Source organism: Streptomyces sp. NPDC039480, from assembly GCF_055597165.1.
Genome location: NZ_JBVITX010000005.1, coordinates 395779 through 413957 on the forward strand (window position 1 = coordinate 395779; position 18179 = coordinate 413957).

At 73.1% G+C, this 18179-nt stretch carries 14 protein-coding genes; 6 read left to right on the forward strand and 8 right to left on the reverse strand.

The features are described 5' to 3' along the window. The first annotated feature begins 146 nt into the window (after positions 1-146). From ACZ56E_RS18715 to ACZ56E_RS18725, 3 genes are all read left to right on the forward strand, one after another. Entirely contained in the window at positions 147-3149 is a 3003-nt protein-coding gene (locus ACZ56E_RS18715; RefSeq protein ID WP_471215378.1) for a bifunctional [glutamine synthetase] adenylyltransferase/[glutamine synthetase]-adenylyl-L-tyrosine phosphorylase, read from the forward strand. A gap of 154 nt (positions 3150-3303) precedes the next feature. After that, positions 3304-4518: an eCIS core domain-containing protein gene (locus ACZ56E_RS18720; RefSeq protein WP_471215380.1), complete on the forward strand. Its 1215-nt coding sequence runs from the start codon at positions 3304-3306 to the stop codon at positions 4516-4518. Between the two features lie 141 nt (positions 4519-4659). Continuing rightward, the gene (locus ACZ56E_RS18725; RefSeq protein ID WP_471215381.1) at positions 4660-5298 is read left to right on the forward strand and encodes a hypothetical protein; all 639 of its coding nucleotides are present in this window, start codon (positions 4660-4662) and stop codon (positions 5296-5298) included. 18 nt (positions 5299-5316) lie between these two features. On the opposite strand, the gene ACZ56E_RS18730 is transcribed toward ACZ56E_RS18725, so the two are convergent. Beyond that, complete coding sequence (locus ACZ56E_RS18730) at positions 5317-5934, reverse strand: TetR/AcrR family transcriptional regulator (protein ID WP_471215383.1); 618 nt, start codon at positions 5932-5934, stop codon at positions 5317-5319. 137 nt (positions 5935-6071) lie between these two features. On the opposite strand from ACZ56E_RS18730, the gene ACZ56E_RS18735 reads away from it, so the two are divergent. After that, positions 6072-7538 (forward strand): APC family permease, encoded by a 1467-nt coding sequence (locus ACZ56E_RS18735; protein WP_471215385.1) that lies wholly within the window; start codon positions 6072-6074, stop codon positions 7536-7538. 12 nt (positions 7539-7550) lie between these two features. Further along, positions 7551-9128, forward strand: coding sequence for an amidohydrolase (locus ACZ56E_RS18740; RefSeq protein WP_471215387.1), 1578 nt, complete (start codon positions 7551-7553; stop codon positions 9126-9128). Here the strand turns inward: ACZ56E_RS18740 and ACZ56E_RS18745 are convergent. The 3 genes from ACZ56E_RS18745 to ACZ56E_RS18755 all read right to left on the reverse strand — a co-directional run bounded on the left by ACZ56E_RS18745 (position 9109) and on the right by ACZ56E_RS18755 (position 12835). Continuing rightward, positions 9109-10005 (reverse strand): phosphatase PAP2 family protein, encoded by an 897-nt coding sequence (locus tag ACZ56E_RS18745; protein WP_471215389.1) that lies wholly within the window; start codon positions 10003-10005, stop codon positions 9109-9111. The two genes, ACZ56E_RS18740 and ACZ56E_RS18745, sit on opposite strands and share 20 nt — an antisense overlap. Before the next feature lie 117 nt (positions 10006-10122). Then, positions 10123-11148, reverse strand: coding sequence for a LacI family DNA-binding transcriptional regulator (locus ACZ56E_RS18750; protein WP_468600355.1), 1026 nt, complete (start codon positions 11146-11148; stop codon positions 10123-10125). Positions 11149-11173: 25 nt separating this feature from the next. After that, positions 11174-12835, reverse strand: a complete 1662-nt coding sequence (locus ACZ56E_RS18755; RefSeq protein WP_471215392.1) for a glycoside hydrolase family 13 protein — start codon at positions 12833-12835, stop codon at positions 11174-11176. Positions 12836-13171: 336 nt separating this feature from the next. On the opposite strand from ACZ56E_RS18755, the gene ACZ56E_RS18760 reads away from it, so the two are divergent. Further along, positions 13172-14809: a SpoIIE family protein phosphatase gene (locus ACZ56E_RS18760; protein ID WP_471215394.1), complete on the forward strand. Its 1638-nt coding sequence runs from the start codon at positions 13172-13174 to the stop codon at positions 14807-14809. Here ACZ56E_RS18760 and ACZ56E_RS18765 read toward each other — a convergent pair. From ACZ56E_RS18765 to ACZ56E_RS18780, 4 genes are all read right to left on the reverse strand, one after another. Further along, a complete protein-coding gene (locus ACZ56E_RS18765; RefSeq protein ID WP_471215395.1) occupies positions 14806-15327 on the reverse strand; it encodes a GNAT family N-acetyltransferase in 522 nt (173 codons plus the stop codon). The genes ACZ56E_RS18760 and ACZ56E_RS18765 overlap by 4 nt on opposite strands. A gap of 25 nt (positions 15328-15352) precedes the next feature. Next, positions 15353-16090: a TetR/AcrR family transcriptional regulator gene (locus ACZ56E_RS18770; RefSeq protein WP_471215397.1), complete on the reverse strand. Its 738-nt coding sequence runs from the start codon at positions 16088-16090 to the stop codon at positions 15353-15355. Between the two features lie 67 nt (positions 16091-16157). Beyond that, entirely contained in the window at positions 16158-17225 is a 1068-nt protein-coding gene (locus ACZ56E_RS18775; RefSeq protein ID WP_471215399.1) for a PDR/VanB family oxidoreductase, read from the reverse strand. Between the two features lies 1 nt (position 17226). Next, the gene (locus tag ACZ56E_RS18780; protein ID WP_471215401.1) at positions 17227-18141 is read right to left on the reverse strand and encodes a metal-dependent hydrolase; all 915 of its coding nucleotides are present in this window, start codon (positions 18139-18141) and stop codon (positions 17227-17229) included. Positions 18142-18179 lie beyond the last annotated feature (38 nt).

Below are 18179 nucleotides of genomic sequence, written 5' to 3' on the forward strand. Positions count from 1 at the left end.
GTTGGGGCCGTGTCAGGCTTCCGCGAGGGGTGTCGGGCGCGCGCGGGAGCTGCCGTACCCCGGTCGTACCCCTGCCGCGCCCGCGCGCCGAGTCCGTCGGTCAGGCCGTAGGCTCGGGCCGAGGAGTGATCGAACGGAGGATCGGCATGACGCTGCCGCAAGGGCGACGAAGCAGTACGTTCACGCGGCTACTGCGGCACGGCTTCACCGACCCGTCCGCCGCGGAGCGCCTGCTCGACGACCCGGCGCTGAGCGCCGTACGCACCGACCCGCTGCTCCTGGACGCGCTCGGCGCCACCGCCGACCCCGACCTGGCGCTGCTGGGCCTCGTCCGGCTCGTGGAGGCGCAGGAGAGCGACCTCGGGCGGCGGGAGCTGCTCGACACCCTCGTCACCGCGAAGCCCCTGCGCGACCGCCTCCTCGGCGTGCTCGGCGCCTCCGAGGCCCTCGCCGACCACCTGGCCACCCACCCCAGCGACTGGCGTGCCCTCGTCACGTACGAGTCGGCGGACCTGCACCCCGGCGTGGCGGAGTTCGAGCGGGGGCTCGCGGTCGCCACCGACCCGGTGTCGCTGCGCGTCGCCTACCGCCGCTGTCTGCTCTCCATCGCGGCGCGCGACGTGTGCGGCACGACGGACGTCGCCGAGGCGGCGGCCGAGCTCGCGGACCTCGCGACGGCGACGCTGCGGGCGGCGCTCGCCATGGCCCGCGCGGCGGCGCCGAGCGACGCGGAGCTGTGCAGGCTCGCGGTCATCGCGATGGGCAAGTGCGGCGGCCACGAGCTGAACTACGTGTCCGACGTCGACGTCATCTTCGTGGCGGAACCCGCCGACAGTACCGACGGCGCCGACGAGGGCAAGGCGCTGCGGGCCGCCACCCGGCTCGCCTCGCACATGATGCGGATCTGCTCGGAGACGAACGTCGAGGGCACCATCTGGCCCGTCGACGCGAACCTCCGCCCCGAGGGCAGGAACGGCCCGCTGGTGCGCACGCTCTCCAGTCACCTCGCGTACTACCAGCGCTGGGCCAAGACCTGGGAGTTCCAGGCCCTCCTCAAGGCCCGCCCGGTCGCGGGCGACCTCGCGCTCGGCGAGGAGTACGTCGCCACGCTCGCGCCGCTCGTCTGGCACGCCGCCGAGCGCGAGAACTTCGTGCCCGACGTGCAGAAGATGCGCCGCAGGGTCGTCGAGAACATCCCGGCGGGGGAGGTCGACCGGGAGCTGAAGCTCGGCCCCGGCGGGCTGCGCGACGTCGAGTTCGCCGTACAGATGCTGCAGCTGGTGCACGGCCGCAGCGACCCCTCGATCCGCAGCGGTTCGACGCTGGTGGCGCTGCACGCCCTCGGTGAGGGCGGGTACGTGGGGCGGGTGGACGCCGTCCAGCTCGACGACGCGTACCGCTTCCTGCGCTCGCTCGAACACCGCATCCAGCTCTACAAGCTGCGCCGCACCCACCTCGTCCCGGAGAACGACGCGGACCTGCGGCGCATCGGCCGCTCCCTGGGGATGCGCACCGAGCCGATCACCGAACTGAACCGCGCGTGGAAGCGGCACACCTCCGTGGTGCGCCGCCTCCACGAGAAGCTGTTCTACCGCCCGCTGCTCGACGCCGTCGCCCAACTCGCGCCCGGTGAGGCACGGTTGAGCACGGAGGCCGCCCGTGAGCGCCTCGTCGCGCTCGGCTACGCGGACCCCAGCGCCGCGCTCAGGCACCTGGAGGCGCTGGCGTCCGGCGTGTCCCGCAAGGCGGCCATCCAGCGCACCCTGCTGCCGGTCCTGCTGGGCTGGTTCGCGGACTCCGCCGACCCGGACGCGGGCCTCCTCGGCTTCCGCAAGGTGTCCGACGCGCTGGGCAAGACCCCCTGGTACCTGCGGCTGCTGCGGGACGAGGGCGCGGCCGCCGAGAACCTCGCCCGCGTCCTGTCCGCCGGACGGCTCGCCCCCGACCTGCTCCTGCGCGCCCCCGAGGCCGTCGCCCTGCTCGGCGACCCGCGGGGCCTCGAACCGCGCGGCCGCGCCCACTTGGAGCAGGAGGTCCTGGCGGCGGTGCGCCGTGCCGACGGCGCCGAGCAGGCCGTCGCGGTGGCGCGCGGCATGCGCCGCCGTGAGCTGTTCCGCACCGCGGCGGGCGACATCATCGGCTCGTACGGCACGGAGGACAGCCCGGCCGAGGCCGATCCCGGCCGGCTCGCGGACCGGGTGGGCGGCGCGGTCTCGGACCTGACGGCCGCCACGATCTCGGGCACGCTGCGCGCGGTCGTCCGCGAGGGCTGGGGCGACACGCTCCCCACCCGCTTCGCCGTCATCGGCATGGGCCGCTTCGGCGGCCACGAGCTGGCCTACGGATCGGACGCGGACGTCCTGTTCGTGCACGAGCCGCGCGAGGGCGCCGACGAGCAGGAGGCGGCGAAGGCGGCCGCCAAGGTCGTCGCCGAGATGCGCAGGCTCCTCCAACTCCCGTCCGCCGACCCGCCGTTGCTCATCGACGCGGATCTGCGCCCGGAGGGCAGGAGCGGTCCGCTGGTGCGCACCCTCGGATCGTACGAGGCGTACTACCGCCGCTGGTCCCTCGTCTGGGAGTCCCAGGCGCTGCTGCGGGCCGAACCGGTCGCGGGCGACGAGGAGTTGGGCCGCGCCTTCATCGACCTCGTCGACCCCCTCCGCTATCCGGCGGACGGCATCGGGGAGGACGCGGTCCGCGAGATCCGCCGCCTCAAGGCCCGCATGGAGGCGGAGCGGATGCCGCGCGGCACGGACCCGACCCTGCACGCGAAGCTGGGCCGCGGCGGCCTCTCCGACGTCGAATGGACCGTCCAGCTCCTGCAGCTGCAGCACGGCGGGACCGTGCCGGGCCTGCGCACGACCCGGACGCGCGCGGCGCTGGCCGCCGCACGCGAGGCGGAGCTGATCCCGGCCGAGGACGCGGCGACCCTCGACGAGGCGTGGGTCCTCGCGACCCGCGTACGCAACGCGGTGATGCTGGTGCGCGGCCGCGCGGGCGACACGTTCCCCTCGGACGGCCGCGAACTGGCCGCCGTTGCGCGCTACTTGGGCTACGACTCCGGGCATGTCGGTGACATGCTGGACGACTACCGCCGCAGTACGCGCAGGGCGCGGGCGGTGGTGGAGGAACGGTTCTACGGCTCCTGAGGCGCGTCGGCGTAGTCGGCCCCCTGCGCCACCAGCCGCCGGCACCCCTCTCGCGCTGCCCCCACAGACACAGAACGCTGCCCTTGCGCACCTGGCCCGGCGGCCACCCATGGCGTATCCAGGAAGAGTCCCAGTCCGTCTCCCTGGAGGCCCCATGCGCGCCCGCGAAACCGCCCGACCCGCCGACGGCGACAGAACCGGCCGCGTCCCGGCGCGTCCCGCCGCGTCGCCGTCGAGCGCGGGCGGCACCATGAGCGCGCAGGAGCTCATGGCGCTGCAGCGCACCGCGGGCAACGCGGCCGTCGTCCAGGCGGTCCAGCGGTCCGCCGTCCACGACGTGCTCCGTGCCGGCGGCCGGCCCCTCGACACCGCCACCCGCTCCGACATGGAGGCCCGCCTCGGCGCGGACTTCTCCGACGTCCGCATCCACGACGACAGCGCCGCGAAGGCCTCGGCCGCCGAGGTCGGCGCCCGCGCCTACACCTCCGGCAGCCACGTCGTCATCGGCGACGGCGGCGCGGACCGCCACACGCTCGCCCACGAGCTGACGCACGTCATCCAGCAGCGGCAGGGCCCCGTCGCGGGCACCGACCACGGCAACGGACTCCGCGTCTCGGACCCGTCCGACCGGTTCGAACGCGAGGCGGAGGCGAACGCCCACAAGGTCCTCTCCGGCCCGGCGCCCGCGGCCCACACGGAGGCGGCACCGGTGCAGCGCGCGGCCGCGACGGCGACAGCGACCGCGGTGCCGGACACGTCCGCCGTGCAGCGCGCCCCCAGCACCCAGACGGCTCCCCGAGTCGACTGGAAGAAGCTCCAGGGCATCATCGTGGGCCGGGACCGTACGCTCGCCGGATTCAAGTTCGGCCCCGACTGCTGGAACAACGGCGGCAACAACCTCATCTCCTCGTCCCTCCCGGTCCACGTGAGCGACGGCGGTACGACGGCCGAACTGGCCGTGCACCTCAATGTGATGCTCACCAGCGGCGGCGAGGTCAGGGATCGCGGCACGGGTGACTCCGTGGTGGCGATCAAGGGAGCGCTCTTCCATTTGACGGCCCGCCCGGCGGCCGGGCAGAAGAAGATCCAGGAGGCCGGCGCTTCCAGCATCACCGCGGAGGAGTCCATTCACGTGGGCCGCAACAACGCCAAGGGCTGGAACAACCGGCCCGGCAACACCGCGGAGCTCGCGCGCGGGGTCGGCGTCTCGTCGGAGGCGCTGATCGCCGCGTTGGAGGCCAAGTACCCGCTGAGCGGCATGCAAGAGCTGATCGACCGTTTCAAGAACGACGTCGGCCGCGCGGTCGTCCACGGCCTCGCCCCGGAGGTCGTCCACGTGAACTGGGACGGCGACGAGTCGTTCAAGTAGCGCGCACGGATTCGGCCAGAGCGGCCTGAGGGGGTCGCCCGGGGCGGGTGGGGCGCGGCACAATCGCCACACGCCGGACGTGGCGTGGCGTGACGTGGCCGGGCGCGCGCCGTGCGCCCGAGGGGGAACGGGGTGACCGGAATGTCGAACGCGCCGCCGACGCCTACCCCCGCGCCGCCCTCGCCCCCGCCGCCGGGACCCGGGCGGCGGTTCGTGGAGGTGGCCGCCTGGATCTCCGCGATCACCGGCCTCATCGGCCTGGTCCTCGGCTTCTTCGGGCTGCCGACGGTGGTCAGCTCGCCGACCGCGAGGACCGTGACGGAGACGGTGACGGCCACGGCGACGGCCACCGCCACCGTGACCGCCCCCGCCGACTCGCCCAAGGGGTCGGACCCGCCCGAGAACTCCCGTGCCTCCGGCGTCCTCAAGTCGCCGACCGTCGACATCGCCGCCGACTACGGCATCAGCCTCGTCGACGATCCCATGCGGCCCGTCCGCAAGGGCACGGCGGACAAGGAGCTCTACTGGGATTCGGGCAACCTCCAAGTCGGAGCCGGCGCGCAGTTGGTGATTCTCAGCCGCAAGGAGAGCGGCACATACGAGACGTGCAGCACCGTGAGCCGTTTCAGGGACAGCGTGTTCATCCCGAACATGCGGGTCGGCGAGCGGCTGTGCCTCATCTCGCCGACGGGCCTCGTCGCTCTCGCCGAGTACACCGACGGTGACATCGACGCCGAGTTCATCCGGCTCAAGTTCACGGTGTGGAAGGGCGATTACTGACCACCGTGACCGGCGTACTCACATGTCGTACGTCGCCAGCATCTCCCGCGCATGCGCGAGGAACCCCGCGAGCCCCAGCTCGAACGCCTGCTCCGCGCGGCCTCGCGGCGCCGCGGAGAGGGCCTCGGCCAGGCGTGGCGTCGCCGTCTCGTCGGCCAGGACCCACATCGTCTCCGGCGCCGCCAGGTCGAGGGCCGAGCCGAGGACGAGGTTCTCCAGGCCCGTGATCACCGGCATGACGTCGGGCAGGGCGAACCCCGCGGCCAGGAGCAGGGCCACCGCCCGCTCGTACTGGTCGAGGACGCGCGGTGCCCGCACCGGGGACGTCGTCAGGAGCGGGATCGCCTTGGGGTGGGCCGCGAAGGCCGCGCGGTAGGAGCGGGCCCAGGCGGTCAGGGCCGTGTCCCAGGGGCGGCCCGGGGCCAGCGTGCCGGAGTCGATCGACTCGGCCACCCGTTCGCGCATCAGCTCGACGATGCCGTCCCTGCCGTCCACATGGTGGTACACCGAGCCCGTCTGGACACCGAGTCGCCGCGCGATCTGCGGCACGCTGAAGTCGCCCTGCTCGTCGACGAGTTCCAGCGCGGTCGTGGTGATGCGCTGCCGGTCGAGGAGTGGTGTGCGCGGCCTTCCCATTGGTCCCGATCTTTCTCTGAAGCCTTCCCGAACTGCCCAGGGTGAGGCTACATTGCCGAAACCGAAAGCCTTTAGGTTTTTGGTCTCCGCCCCATGCCACGCCCTGCTTCCGCCCGCCGCAGAAGGGCCGTCCCTCCATGGCCAGCACGCTCCGCACCGGCACACTCGGCACCGCCGACATCGCCTTCTTCGTGGTCTCCGCCGCGGCCCCGCTCACCGTCATGGCGGGCGTCGCCCCCATAGCCCTCACGCTCGGCGGCATCGGCGCCCCCGTCGGCTACCTCCTCGCCGGCGTCACCCTCACCGTCTTCGCCGTCGGCTTCACCACGATGAGCCGCCATGTGCGCAGCGGCGGCGCCTTCTACGCGTACATCACCCGCGGCCTCGGCCGCCCGGCCGGCATCGCCGCGGCGCTCCTCGCCATGCTCGGCTACAACGGCATGGAGATCGGCGTCTACGGTCTGCTCGGCACCGCCACCCAGGACACCGCGCACGCCCTCCTCGGCGCCGACATCCCCTGGCTGCCGGTGTCCCTCGCGGGCCTGCTGCTCATCTGGTACGGCGGTTTCCGGTCCATCGACTTCGGCGCGAAGCTGCTCGGTGTGCTCCTCGTCGCCGAGACCGGCATCCTCGTCCTGCTCGCGGGCGGCGTCCTCCTCGAAGGCGGCGCCGACGGACTCGGCCTGCGGAGTCTCGCCCCGGACAACGTCCTCGTACCCGGCACCGCCGCCGTCCTGGCCTGCGCCTTCGCCGCGTTCACCGGCTTCGAGTCCACCGTCATCTACCGCCGCGAGGCCCGCGACCCCGACCGCACCGTGCCCCGCGCCACCTACATCGCCGTCGCCTTCCTCGGCCTCTTCTACGCCTTCGTCGTCTGGACCGTCGTCCAGGCCTTCGGCGAGGAGGAGGTCGTGCGAGCCGCGGGAGCCGATCCCGCCGGGCTCTTCTTCTCCGCCATCACCACCTATGTGGGCGGCTGGGCCGCCGACCTCATGCACGTCCTCATCGTCACCAGCGTCCTCGCCTCCCTGCTCGCCTTCCACAACGCCATCAACCGCTACAGCCTCTCCCTCGCCGAGGAGGGCGTCCTGCCCGCGGTGCTCGGCCGGGTCCACCCGCGCCACCGCTCGCCGTACGTCGCGGGCGCCGCGCAGACCGTCCTCGGCGCGGTGGTCGTCCTCGCCTTCGCCGCGGCCGGTGCGGACCCGTACCAACAGCTGCTGCTCTGGGTCAACACCCCAGGGATGATCGGCCTGTTGGCGCTCCAGCTGCTCGCCGCGATCGCCATACCCTGCTACTTCCGCCGGATCAGCCACCGGGAAGGAGCCCTGCGCACCGTCGTCGCGCCCGTCGCGGCGACCGTGCTCCTCAGCGCCGCGCTCGTCCTGGTCGTCACCCACATCGACCTGTTCACCGGCGCCTCACCGTTCGTGAACGCGGTCCTCGTCGCGCTCGTCCCCGCCGTCCTCCTGCTCGGCCTCGCCCTGGCGGCGCGGCTCCGCCGGAGCAGACCGGACGTCTACGCGGCCTTCGCAGCCGAACCGCCACAGGAACAGGACCAACCCACCGGCCCCCTCACCACCACCACGAGCCCCACCGCATAGGAGCCCCGCACCGTGCCCGCAGCCGACCTCATCCTCACCGGCGCCCACATCCGCACCCTCGACCCCGACCGCCCCCACGCCACCGCCGTCGCCGTCCGGGACGGCATGATCGTCGCCGTCGGCGACCACGGCGACGTAAAAGCGGAACGCGGCCCCGGCACCGAGCTCGTCGACCTCGCCGGCGCCACCCTCACCCCCGGCCTCGTCGACTCCCACAGCCACCCGGTGTGGGGCCTGGAGATGGCCACCGGCACCGACCTCTCCGCCGTGCGCGACCTGGACGCGCTGCGGGCGGCCCTGCGCGGCGCCGAGCGGACCGAGGGATGGGTGATCGCCTGGGGGCTCGACCACAACGCCTTCGGCGGGCGGCCCGTCGACCGCGCCCTCGTCGAGGACGTGCTCGACGGCGCCCCCGCCTTCATCCGCCTGTACGACGGGCACTCCGCGCTGGTCAGCGGTGCCGCGCTGCGGGCCGCAGGCATCGAGGGGCCGCGCGAGTTCGTCCAGCGGTCCACCGTGGTGTGCGACGCGGACGGGCGCCCCACCGGGCACCTCGTCGAGCACGCCGCCATGGACCTCGTCCAGACCGTGCTGCCCAGGCCCTCGTACGCCGAGCGCCGCACCCGCCTGGTTGAGCTGCTCTCCGCCATGGCGGCCACCGGCCTGACCGGTGCGCACGTCATGGACCTCGGCGACGACGTGCCGCAGCTCCTCGCGGCGGTCGAGGAGGACGGCGACCTGCCGCTGCGGCTGCGGCTCGCCCCCTGGTGCATGCCAGGGGTGGGGCAGGAGGGGATCGACGAGATCATCGCCCTGCAGGCCGAGGCCGGGCGGCTGTGGCGGGTCGGCGGCGCCAAGTTCTTCATGGACGGCACCGTCGAGGGCGGCACCGCGTGGCTGGAGCACGCGGACTGCCACGGCCAGGGCACCGACGCCTTCTGGCCGGACCCCGCGGCGTACACGGACGCCGTGCGGCGGCTGCACGCGGCCGGGGTGCGGACCGCGACCCACGCCATCGGCGACGCGGCCGTCCGGCACGCCCTCGACACCGTGGCGTCACTGGGGGAGAGCGGCCGCCTCGCGCACCGGATCGAGCACATCGAGACCGTGCCGGACGACACCGTCCCGCGCTTCGCCGAGCTGGGCGTCATCGCCTCGATGCAGCCGCCGCACACCGCCTACACACGGGCGGACCACAGCGACGAGTGGTCGAAGCGGCTGGGCGACGCGCGGGCCGCCAGGGCCTGGCGCACGCGAGACCTGCGGGACGCCGGGGCCTACGTGGCCCTCGGCTCCGACTGGCCGATCGCGCACTACGACGCGCGCGAGGTCCTCGCCACGGCCCGGACACCCCGGGGCGCGGCGGGCCCCGCCCAGGGACTCACAGGGCTGATGGCCCTGGAGGGGTGCACGTCGCACGCCGCCGTCGCGGGCGGGGAGGCGGACGTGGCGGGCCGGATCGCTCCCGGATTCCGTGCCGACCTGACGGCCTTCGGCCTCGATCCGGTGGCCGCGCCCGCCGACGAGGTGGCGCAGGCGCCGGTCAGGCTGACGGTGGCGGGAGGGAACGTCACGTACCGCGACGCATGAGCAGGCGGAGGTCCGCATCCGACCTGGGTGCGGTCCTCGCCACGTCGCGGGGCAGCCGGTACGGCATCGAGCCGTACCAGAGCCGGGCCACCAGGAAGCCGAAGGCCAGACAGAGCATGCCGCCGACCGCGTCCAGCCAGAAGTGGTTGGCCGTGGCCACGATGACGACGAGCGTCGCGACGGGGTAGAGCAGGCCGAGCACCTTGGCCCACGGCACCGACGCGAGGGCGAAGATGGTCAGGCCGCACCACAGGGACCAGCCGATGTGCATCGACGGCATCGCCGCGTACTGGTTCGACATGTTCTTGAGGTCGCCGGAGGCCATCGAGCCCCACGTGTGGTGGACCAGCACGGTGTCGATGAACGTGGTGCCGTTCATCAGGCGGGGCGGCGCCAGCGGATACAGGTAGTAGCCGACCAGGGCCACCGCCGTCGTCGCGAAGAGGACGAGGCGCGCGGCGGCGTACCGCCCCGGATGCCAACGGAAGAGCCACACCAGGACACCGAGCGTCACCACGAAATGGAGTGTCGCGTAGTAGTAGTTCATGCCGACGATCAGCCATGTCACCGAGTCCACGGCGTGGTTGACGCTCTTCTCGACGGCGACGCCCAGGTCGTGCTCGACGCGCCAGATCCAGTCGGCGTTCCGCAGCGCCTGGGACTTCTGCTCCGGCACGGCGTTGCGGATCAGCGAGTACGTCCAGTAACTCACCGCGATCAGCAGGATCTCGAACCACAGCCGGGGGCGGCGGGGGGTGCGGAACCGCTGGAGACGACGCAGCGCACTCCGCCCACTGCGGGCGTTCTCCTCGCCCGCGATGGGTGATGCATAGGGCCTCTGCCGGCCCTCGAGTGTCGTCACGGTCGTCTCACCCATAGGGACAGAGTCTGCCAGATTCCCACCCTTCGACCGATCATCCCCTGGTCGGGTTCGGGCCGCATTCTCTACGCCACAGGAACGAGGCCGCGACCCCGGGGCGACCCCGGTGTTCCCCTAGGGGCGCCCGGGACCAGAAGCAGTTGAACCACGAACCACCAGTTCGGGCATGAAGACGAACTCGGTCGGCGGCGCGGGGGTGCCGCCCAGCTCCTCCAAGAGGGTGCGCACCGCCGCCTGGCCCATCGCCGGCACCGGCTTGCGCACGGTCGTCAGCGGTGGATCGGTGAACGCGATCAGCGGCGAGTCGTCGAAGCCGACCACCGAGACGTCGTCCGGCACCTCCAGGCCGCGCTGCCGCGCCGCCCGTATCGCACCGAGCGCCATCATGTCGCTGGCGCACACGACGGCCGTGCAGCCGCGGTCCATCAGCGCCGCGGCCGCGGCCTGGCCGCCCTCCAACGTGTACAGGGAGTGCTGGACCAGATCTGTCTCGATGTCGTCGGGGGCCGCCCCCACCTGGTCCCGCATCGTGCGTACGAAGCCCTCGATCTTCCGCTGTACGGGCACGAACCGCTTCGGGCCGAGGGCCAGACCGATGCGTGTATGACCCAGGGAGACGAGGTGGGTGACCGCGAGGCGCATCGCCGCACGGTCGTCGGGGGAGATGGACGGCGCCTGCACCTTCGGCGAGTAACCGTCCACGAGGACGAAGGGCACGCCCTGCGCCCGCAGCTGTTCGTAGCGGTGCATGTCGGCGGAGGTGTCCGCGTGCAGCCCGGAGACGAAGATGATGCCCGCGACGCCGCGGTCCACCAGCATCTCGGTGAGCTCGTCCTCGGTGGAGCCGCCCGGCGTCTGCGTCGCGAGCACCGGCGTATACCCCTGCCGGGTCAGGGCCTGCCCGATGACCTGCGCGAGCGCGGGAAATATCGGGTTCTCCAGCTCCGGCGTGATCAGCCCGACGAGGCCCGCGCTGCGCTGCCGCAGCCGCACCGGACGTTCGTAGCCGAGCACGTCGAGCGCGGCGAGCACGGACTGACGGGTGCCCGCGGCGACGCCCGGCTTGCCGTTGAGCACGCGGCTTACTGTCGCTTCGCTGACCCCCGCCTGGGCTGCGATGTCGGCTAGCCGTGCGGTCACAGGATTGGACTGTACCGGTCGTGTCTCAGGCTGCCCACCAGACCGTTGAATCAGCAGGCAGTACGGTCCCTTCGGCGCCCGGCCCGGCCTCCGGCGCCACGTCCGCGCTCGCGAGGAGCGGGGTGCCGGGCGTGGGCACCGTGACGGGGGACGCGGACACGTTCGTCGTGCACACGAACGAACCGGCGGAGGTGGTGCGGCGGAAGGCGAGCACGCCGTCGGGCGACGGCAGCCACGCGATGTCACGGCCCGCGCCGAGCGCCGGGTGCGCGCGGCGCACCGCAAGGGCGCGGCGGTAGAACTCCAGTGTGGAGGCCGGGTCGCCCGTCTGCGCCGCCACCGACAGGTCCCGCCAGGAGTCCGGCTGCGGCAGCCAGCTCGGCCCGCCCTCGACAGGACCGAAGCCGAACGGCGGGCGCTCACCGGACCACGGCAGCGGCACCCGGCAGCCGTCCCGCGTGCCGTCCTGCCCCGAACCGCGGAAGAACGCCGGGTCCTGCCGCACCTCGTCCGGCAGTTCGGTCACCTCCGGCAGACCGAGCTCCTCGCCCTGGTAGAGGTACGCGGAGCCGGGCAGCGCCAGCATCAACAGCGTGGCGGCCCGCGCCCGGCGCAGCCCGCGCGCCCCGTCGCCGTCGGCGAAGCGTGTCGAGTGACGTACGACGTCGTGGTTGGAGAGCACCCAGGTGGCGGGCGCGTCCACCGCGTTCATCGCGGCGAGGGAACGGTCGATGACGGCGCGCAGCGCGGCGGCGTCCCAGCCGGTCGTCAGATACTCGAAGTTGAAGGCCTGGTGCAGCTCGCCGCGGCGCAGGTACAGGGCGCTGCGCTCGACCGTCGGGGTCCACGCCTCGGCGACGGCGATCCGCTCGGTGCCGGGCCCGGCCCCGTACTCGTCCAGGATCCGGCGCCAGTCGCGGTAGATCTCGTGCACGCCGTCCTGGTCGAAGTACGGCACGGCCTGCTTGCCGAGCAGCCTGACCTGCTCCGCGTGGCCGATGTCCGGCAGCCCCGGCGCCTTGACGAGGCCGTGGGCGACATCGATGCGGAAGCCGTCGACGCCGAGGTCGAGCCAGAAGCGCAGCACGGAGCGGAACTCGTCGTGGACGTCCGGGTGGGACCAGTCGAAATCGGGCTGCTCGGCCGCGAAGAGGTGGAGGTACCACTCGCCGTCTGCGACCCGGGTCCAGGCGGGGCCGCCGAAGACGGACTCCCAGTCGTTCGGGGGCAGGGACCCGTCGGCGCCCCTGCCGGGGCGGAAGAAGAAGCGCTCGCGCGCCGCCGACCCAGGCCCGTCCCGCAGCGCCTGCCGGAACCACGCGTGCTGGTCCGAACAGTGGTTGGGCACGATGTCGACGATGAAGCGCAGCCCGAGCGCATGGGTCTCACGGACGAGACGGTCGGCGTCGGCGAGGGTGCCGAACACCGGGTCGACCGCGCGGTAGTCCGCCACGTCGTAGCCCGCGTCGGCCTGCGGCGACGCGTAGAAGGGGGAGAGCCAGACGGCGTCCACGCCCAGGTCGCGCAGGTAGGGCAGGCGGGCCGTGACGCCGGGCAGGTCACCCATGCCGTCGCCGTTCCCGTCGGCGAAGCTGCGCGGGTAGACCTGGTAGATGACCGCGTCGCGCCACCACTCACGGGCGGACGCGGAGCCGGTGGTGGGTGCGGTGGTGACGTTCTGGGTCATGGAGTCCCTTCCCAGTACGGGGAGTTACGGGGGACAGGCGCGGTGGCGCGGGGCGGAGCGGTCGGACACTCCGGTAAAACGTCCGGCGGAACACGAAGGTCACGACGGCCTGCGCCACACCGGTGCGGGCCGGCCCCGCGCACCGAGGGGACACCGCCCGGAGACGGGCGCAGATCGTATCGTCACGAGCCCTGTGTACGAGGAAAGTTCCTGGATCTTCACCGTTCCCGGTCGTGCCCTCGTCATCATCTCCCGGAGCGTGCGTCGGAGCGCTAACTTGGTCGGGCGGGCCCGAAGGGGGTCTGCCCCACCAGCCAGCCCCAAAGGGGCCCCCGAGTGAGCGTCAACGGCAAGGCACGCACCACGATCCTGGTGGTAGACGACGTCGCCGCCAGCCGATACGCACTGAGCGCCGTCCTGCGCAGGGACGGTCACTCCGTCGTGCTCGCCGCCAGCGCGAGCGAGGCGCTCATCGAGCTCGACATGCGCCGACGCACCGGCGACCTGCCGGACGTGGCACTCGTCGACGTCGGCCTGCCCGACATGAGCGGCTTCGAACTCTGCCGCCGCCTGAAGGAGTCACCGACGTTCGCCGCGCTGCCCGTCGTGCACTTCTCGGCCGCCCGGATAGCCCCCGCCGACCGGTGCCGCGGCCTCGACGCGGGCGGCGAGGCCTATCTGACCGTGCCCGCCGAACCGGAGGAGATCCAGGCCGTCGTCCGGGCCGCCGCCCGCGGCGCACGCCACCGCACCCATGCCGAGGCCCAGGCCGGACACCTCACCCGGCTCGCCGAGACCATCCTCGACGTGCAGTCGGCCCGCTGCCCGCGCGAGCTCGCCGAGGCCGCGGCGACCGGCGCGGCCCGCCTCACCCACGGCCCCGCCGCCGCGTTCGTCCTCGGCGACGACGGCGAGGTCCACCGGGGCCTGTCGCGGCGCAGAGCCGCCGCCTCACTGCCCGACGACGGCGCGCACGAGGCCGTGGCCCTCCTGATCGAGCGCGACATGTCGGGCCGGGTCGGCGTGCGCGATCTCGTCGTGCCCGCACCCCTGTGGCCGGCCGGCTTCTTCCCCACCGACCAGGCCGACGACAACGGATCCCCGGGCGGCGCCAGGCTCACCCTGGCCCGCGCCCGCGAGGGGGCCGCGCCGGTCTGCCTCGCCACACCCGCGTACGTCAACGGACTCGTGCCCGGCGCCGGGCGGTTCGTGGGACGGCTCGCCCACGCCACCGCGGTCGCCGCCGAGCGGCTGCTGATGTACGAGGTGGAGCGGCACATCGCCCTCACCCTTCAGCGCAGCTTCCTGCCCGCGCACGTGCCGCAGACACCCGGCACGGAAGTCGTCGTCCGCTACGAACCCGCCTCCCGCGACACGGAGATCGGCGGCGACTTCTACGCCTCGCTCAGCACCTCGCAGGGCCTCCTCACCGGCATCGGCGACGTCGTCGGCCACTCCCTGGACGCCGCCACCGTGATGGTCGAGATCCGGCACGCGCTGCGCGCCTACTGCATCGAGGACCCCGACCCCGGAACCCTCGCCCGGCGCCTCGACAACATGCTGCAGCGCTACCACCCCGAGGTGACCGCCACTCTCTGCCTCGCCCTCATCGACCCGGCCACCGGACACACCCGCGTCGCCAACGCCGGGCACATCCCGCCCCTCATCGTCGGGGACGACGGCACCGCCGACTACCTCCGGGCCGGCGGCCCGCTGCTCGGCCTCGGCCTGAACAGGCCCGCGCCGACCGAGACGGTCCTGCGCCGTACCGACCGGCTCCTCCTGATCACCGACGGACTCATCGAGACCCGCGGCACCGACCTCGCCGTCTCCATGGAGCAGCTGCGCGCGGTCGCGGCCGAGGCACCCCTCGGCCTCGCGGCCCTCTGCGACACCCTGCTCGCCTGCCTCGGCCACGGCCGCGACGACGACATCGCCCTGCTCGCCATGCGGCTGCGCGCGGACGGGCCCTAACGGACGTCGAGCGGCCGCTCCATGAGCAGCACGCCGTACGGGCTGCCGTCGGCGGCGGGCTTGTCCCGGAGCTCCCCGACGGCCGCGTAACCGGCCTCTTCGTAGTACGTGCGCAGGCGCGGGTTGCTCACCATGACGTCCAGGCGGCACAGGGCGCGGCCGGCCGCGGCGATCCGCCGCTCGGCGTCCCGCAGCAGCGCCCGGCCCGTCCCCGCGGGCGCCCCGCGCCGCGTCATCAGCCGGTGCACGTACCCGGCCACCGGCGGCCGGACGCCCCACGCCTGTTCGTCGGACCACCACAGCTCGTACGCACCGAGGGTCCCCGTGGCGTCCTGCGCGAGCCACACCTCTTCCGAGGGGGACTCGATCAGCCGGCGGAAGTGCCGCTCGTCCTTGGCGCCCGGCTTCCATTGGTCGATGCCGTGGTCCAGCATCCAGCGGGCCGCGCCTTCGTAGAGACCCACCAGCGTGGCTATGTCCTCGATGTCCGCGCTGCGGAGGGTCAGTTGTGCCGTCATGCCGATCACTGTAGGAGCCCGCCGCCTACCGCGAGTCGGCGACGGCCCCGGGCGCCAGCGCGAACAGCCGGTCGAGGAGCTGGGCGAACGGGCCGTCGGTCGGCTCCGCGGCGAGGATGCCCCGCAGCAGCGCCGCCATCTCCTCGTCGTACGCGGCGCTCACCGCCGCCAGCGCCGCGAAGTCGTGCACCAGCTGCAACTCCAGTTCCCCGCGCGGGATGCGCCGGCCGTCCAGCCAGATCAGCGCCGTCGACTCGGCGAGCGAGATCCAGGACCGCACGACGAGTTCGAGCCGGGCGGGCGGGTCGCCGACCCCCAGATGCGCGAGGATCTGGTCGTACGCGGCCTGCCGCACCGAGTTGATCAGCGCGTTCGTCGCCGACGCCGTCTCCTGCGTGAGCGCCCCTCCCGCCGAGACCGCGGGACCGCCCCGCATCAGCGCGGAGAAACCGGGTCCGTGCTCGTCGACGAAGGCGAGGAAGCGCCCCATCACCCGCAGCAGACGCGCCCCGAGCGGCCCTTCGCGGGGCTCCACGAACCGCTCGGCCAGATCCTCCGCCGCCCGGCGCAACGCCGCCTCGTACAGGCTGAGTTTGCCGGGGAAGTAGTGGTAGACCAGCGGGCGCGAGATGCCCGCGGCCGCTGCTATCTCGTCGATGGAGACGTCGTCGGGGGAGCGGTGGCTGAACAGTTCGAGCGCGACCCCGATCAACTGCTGCCGCCGCTCCTCGACACCCATCCTGCGGCGCACCCCGGTTGTCATGCGAACACCTTACCGAGCAGAACCGGCCCCTCTGCCGATCGGTGCGCGTCCGCCCGGGGCGCTCGTCTCACATGTCGAGGGCGAGCCGCTCACCGCGCGCCCGCGAGACGCAGATGAGCATGGAGCCGGCCCGCTCGCCGTCCGTGAGCAGCTCGTCCCGGTGGTCGATCTCCCCTTCCACGACGCGCTGTTGACACGTCCCGCAGAAGCCCTGCTCGCAGCTGTACGCGGTGTTCGGCAGCTCGGCGCGGACGGCGGCGAGCACCGTGGTGTCCGCGGCGACGGCCACCGTGCGTCCGCTGCGGCGCAGTTCGACCTCGAAGGCGGTGTTGCCGTCGGCCGACGTGCGTGGCGCGAAACGTTCGAGGTGCAGCGCACACCCGTCCGGCAGGACGGCGGCGACGGCGTCCATCAGGGCCTCGGGCCCGCACACGTGGACGGCGGTGCCGTGCGGCGTCCCGTCGAGGAAGGCGGCGAGGTCCGGCAGCCCGTCCTCGTCCTCCGCGACGACGGTGACGCGCCCTCGCCCGGCCCCGCCGAGCTTCTCGACCTCTTCGAGGAAGGGCATCGAGGCACGGGAGCGCCCCCCGTACAGCAGCCGCCACTCCGCCCCGGACGCCTCGACGGCCCGCAGCATCGGCAGGATCGGCGTGATCCCGATGCCTCCGGCCACGAACACGTACGACGCCGCGTCGGCGAGCGGGAAGCGGTTGCGCGGCCCGCGCACCTCGACCTGAGCACCCTCACGGAGCCCGTGCACCTCGCGGGAGCCGCCCCTGCCGCCCTGCTCGGCGGTGATCAGCCGGGTCGCGACGGTGTACGAGGAGGAGTCCTCGGGGTCGCCGCAGAGCGAGTACTGCCGCACGAGCCCCGACGGCAGCACGACGTCCAGATGGGCACCGGGCTCCCACGGTGGCAAGTCGGCGCCCTCCAGGCGCAGTTGTACGACACCGTCGGCGACCGTCTCGTGCCGGGCGACGCGGAGCCGCAGCGCCCGGGAGCGCGGCCGCCCGGAGACCGGCTCCGCCAGGGCGGGCAGCGGCCACAGCGGGGAGGCCTCGATGCGGCGGCGCAGGGCCCGCCTGGTGAGCAGGGCGACGCCCGCGACGAGGGCGACGGTGCGGATGCGGGGCATGTCAGGCGGTCCCCTTCTCGGCGGCGAGCGCGGCGCGGGCGGCGGGCGAGGAGGCCAGATAGGCGACGGCCTGCTCCGTGCTGCCTTCCTGCGAAGGGTGGTAACTCCTGCTCAGATAGCGGGGGATGGAGCGGACCATGTCACCGGTGGAGGGCAGCGTCCCGGCGCGCCCGGCCCGGTGGAAGTCCTTGAAGCGCGCCCTGCCGTCGACGAGCGTCGGGTCGTTCTCCATGAAGAACCGCGCCCCGCGCTGCCAGAGGAACACCAGGGCGCTGAACGCGGTCGCCCACGTCCTGGCCCGCCGCCGGTAGCCGCCGTCGACGTGCATGAACAGCTCGAAGGCGACGGAGCGGTGCTCGACCTCCTCCGCGCCGTGCCAGCGCAGCAGGTCCAGCATCGTCGGGTCGGCGCCCCTGCGGTCCAGCTCCTCGGCGTTGAGCACCCAGTCGCCGAGGAACGCGGTGTAGTGCTCGATGGCCGCGATCATCGCGACGCGCTCCATCAGCCACCACCGGCTCGCCCTGCCCGGGGGCAGCGTCCGGTCGCCGAGCAGCTTCTCGAAGAGCCAGTCGACCTGCGCGGTGTACGGCGTCGGGTCGAGCCCCTGCTCCTTGAGGTGCGGCAGGACCTCGTCGTGGGCCTGCGAGTGCATGGCCTCCTGGCCGATGAACCCGATGACGTCCGCGCGCAGCCGCTCGTCGCGGATGAGCGGCAGCACCTGCTTGTAGACGTGCACGAACCAGCGCTCACCGGCGGGCAGCAGCAGATGCAGCACATTGATCGTGTGCGTCGTGAACGGGTCGCCAGGCAGCCAGTGGAGCGGAGTGTTCTCCCAGGAGAAGGAGACGTTGCGTGCCTTGAGCGGTATGTGCTCGGACGCGACGGGCTCCGGCGCCCGGCTCTGCGTATTAGACATGGCGTCAATGTACTGATGGGTAGGGCGAGGGGTACAGG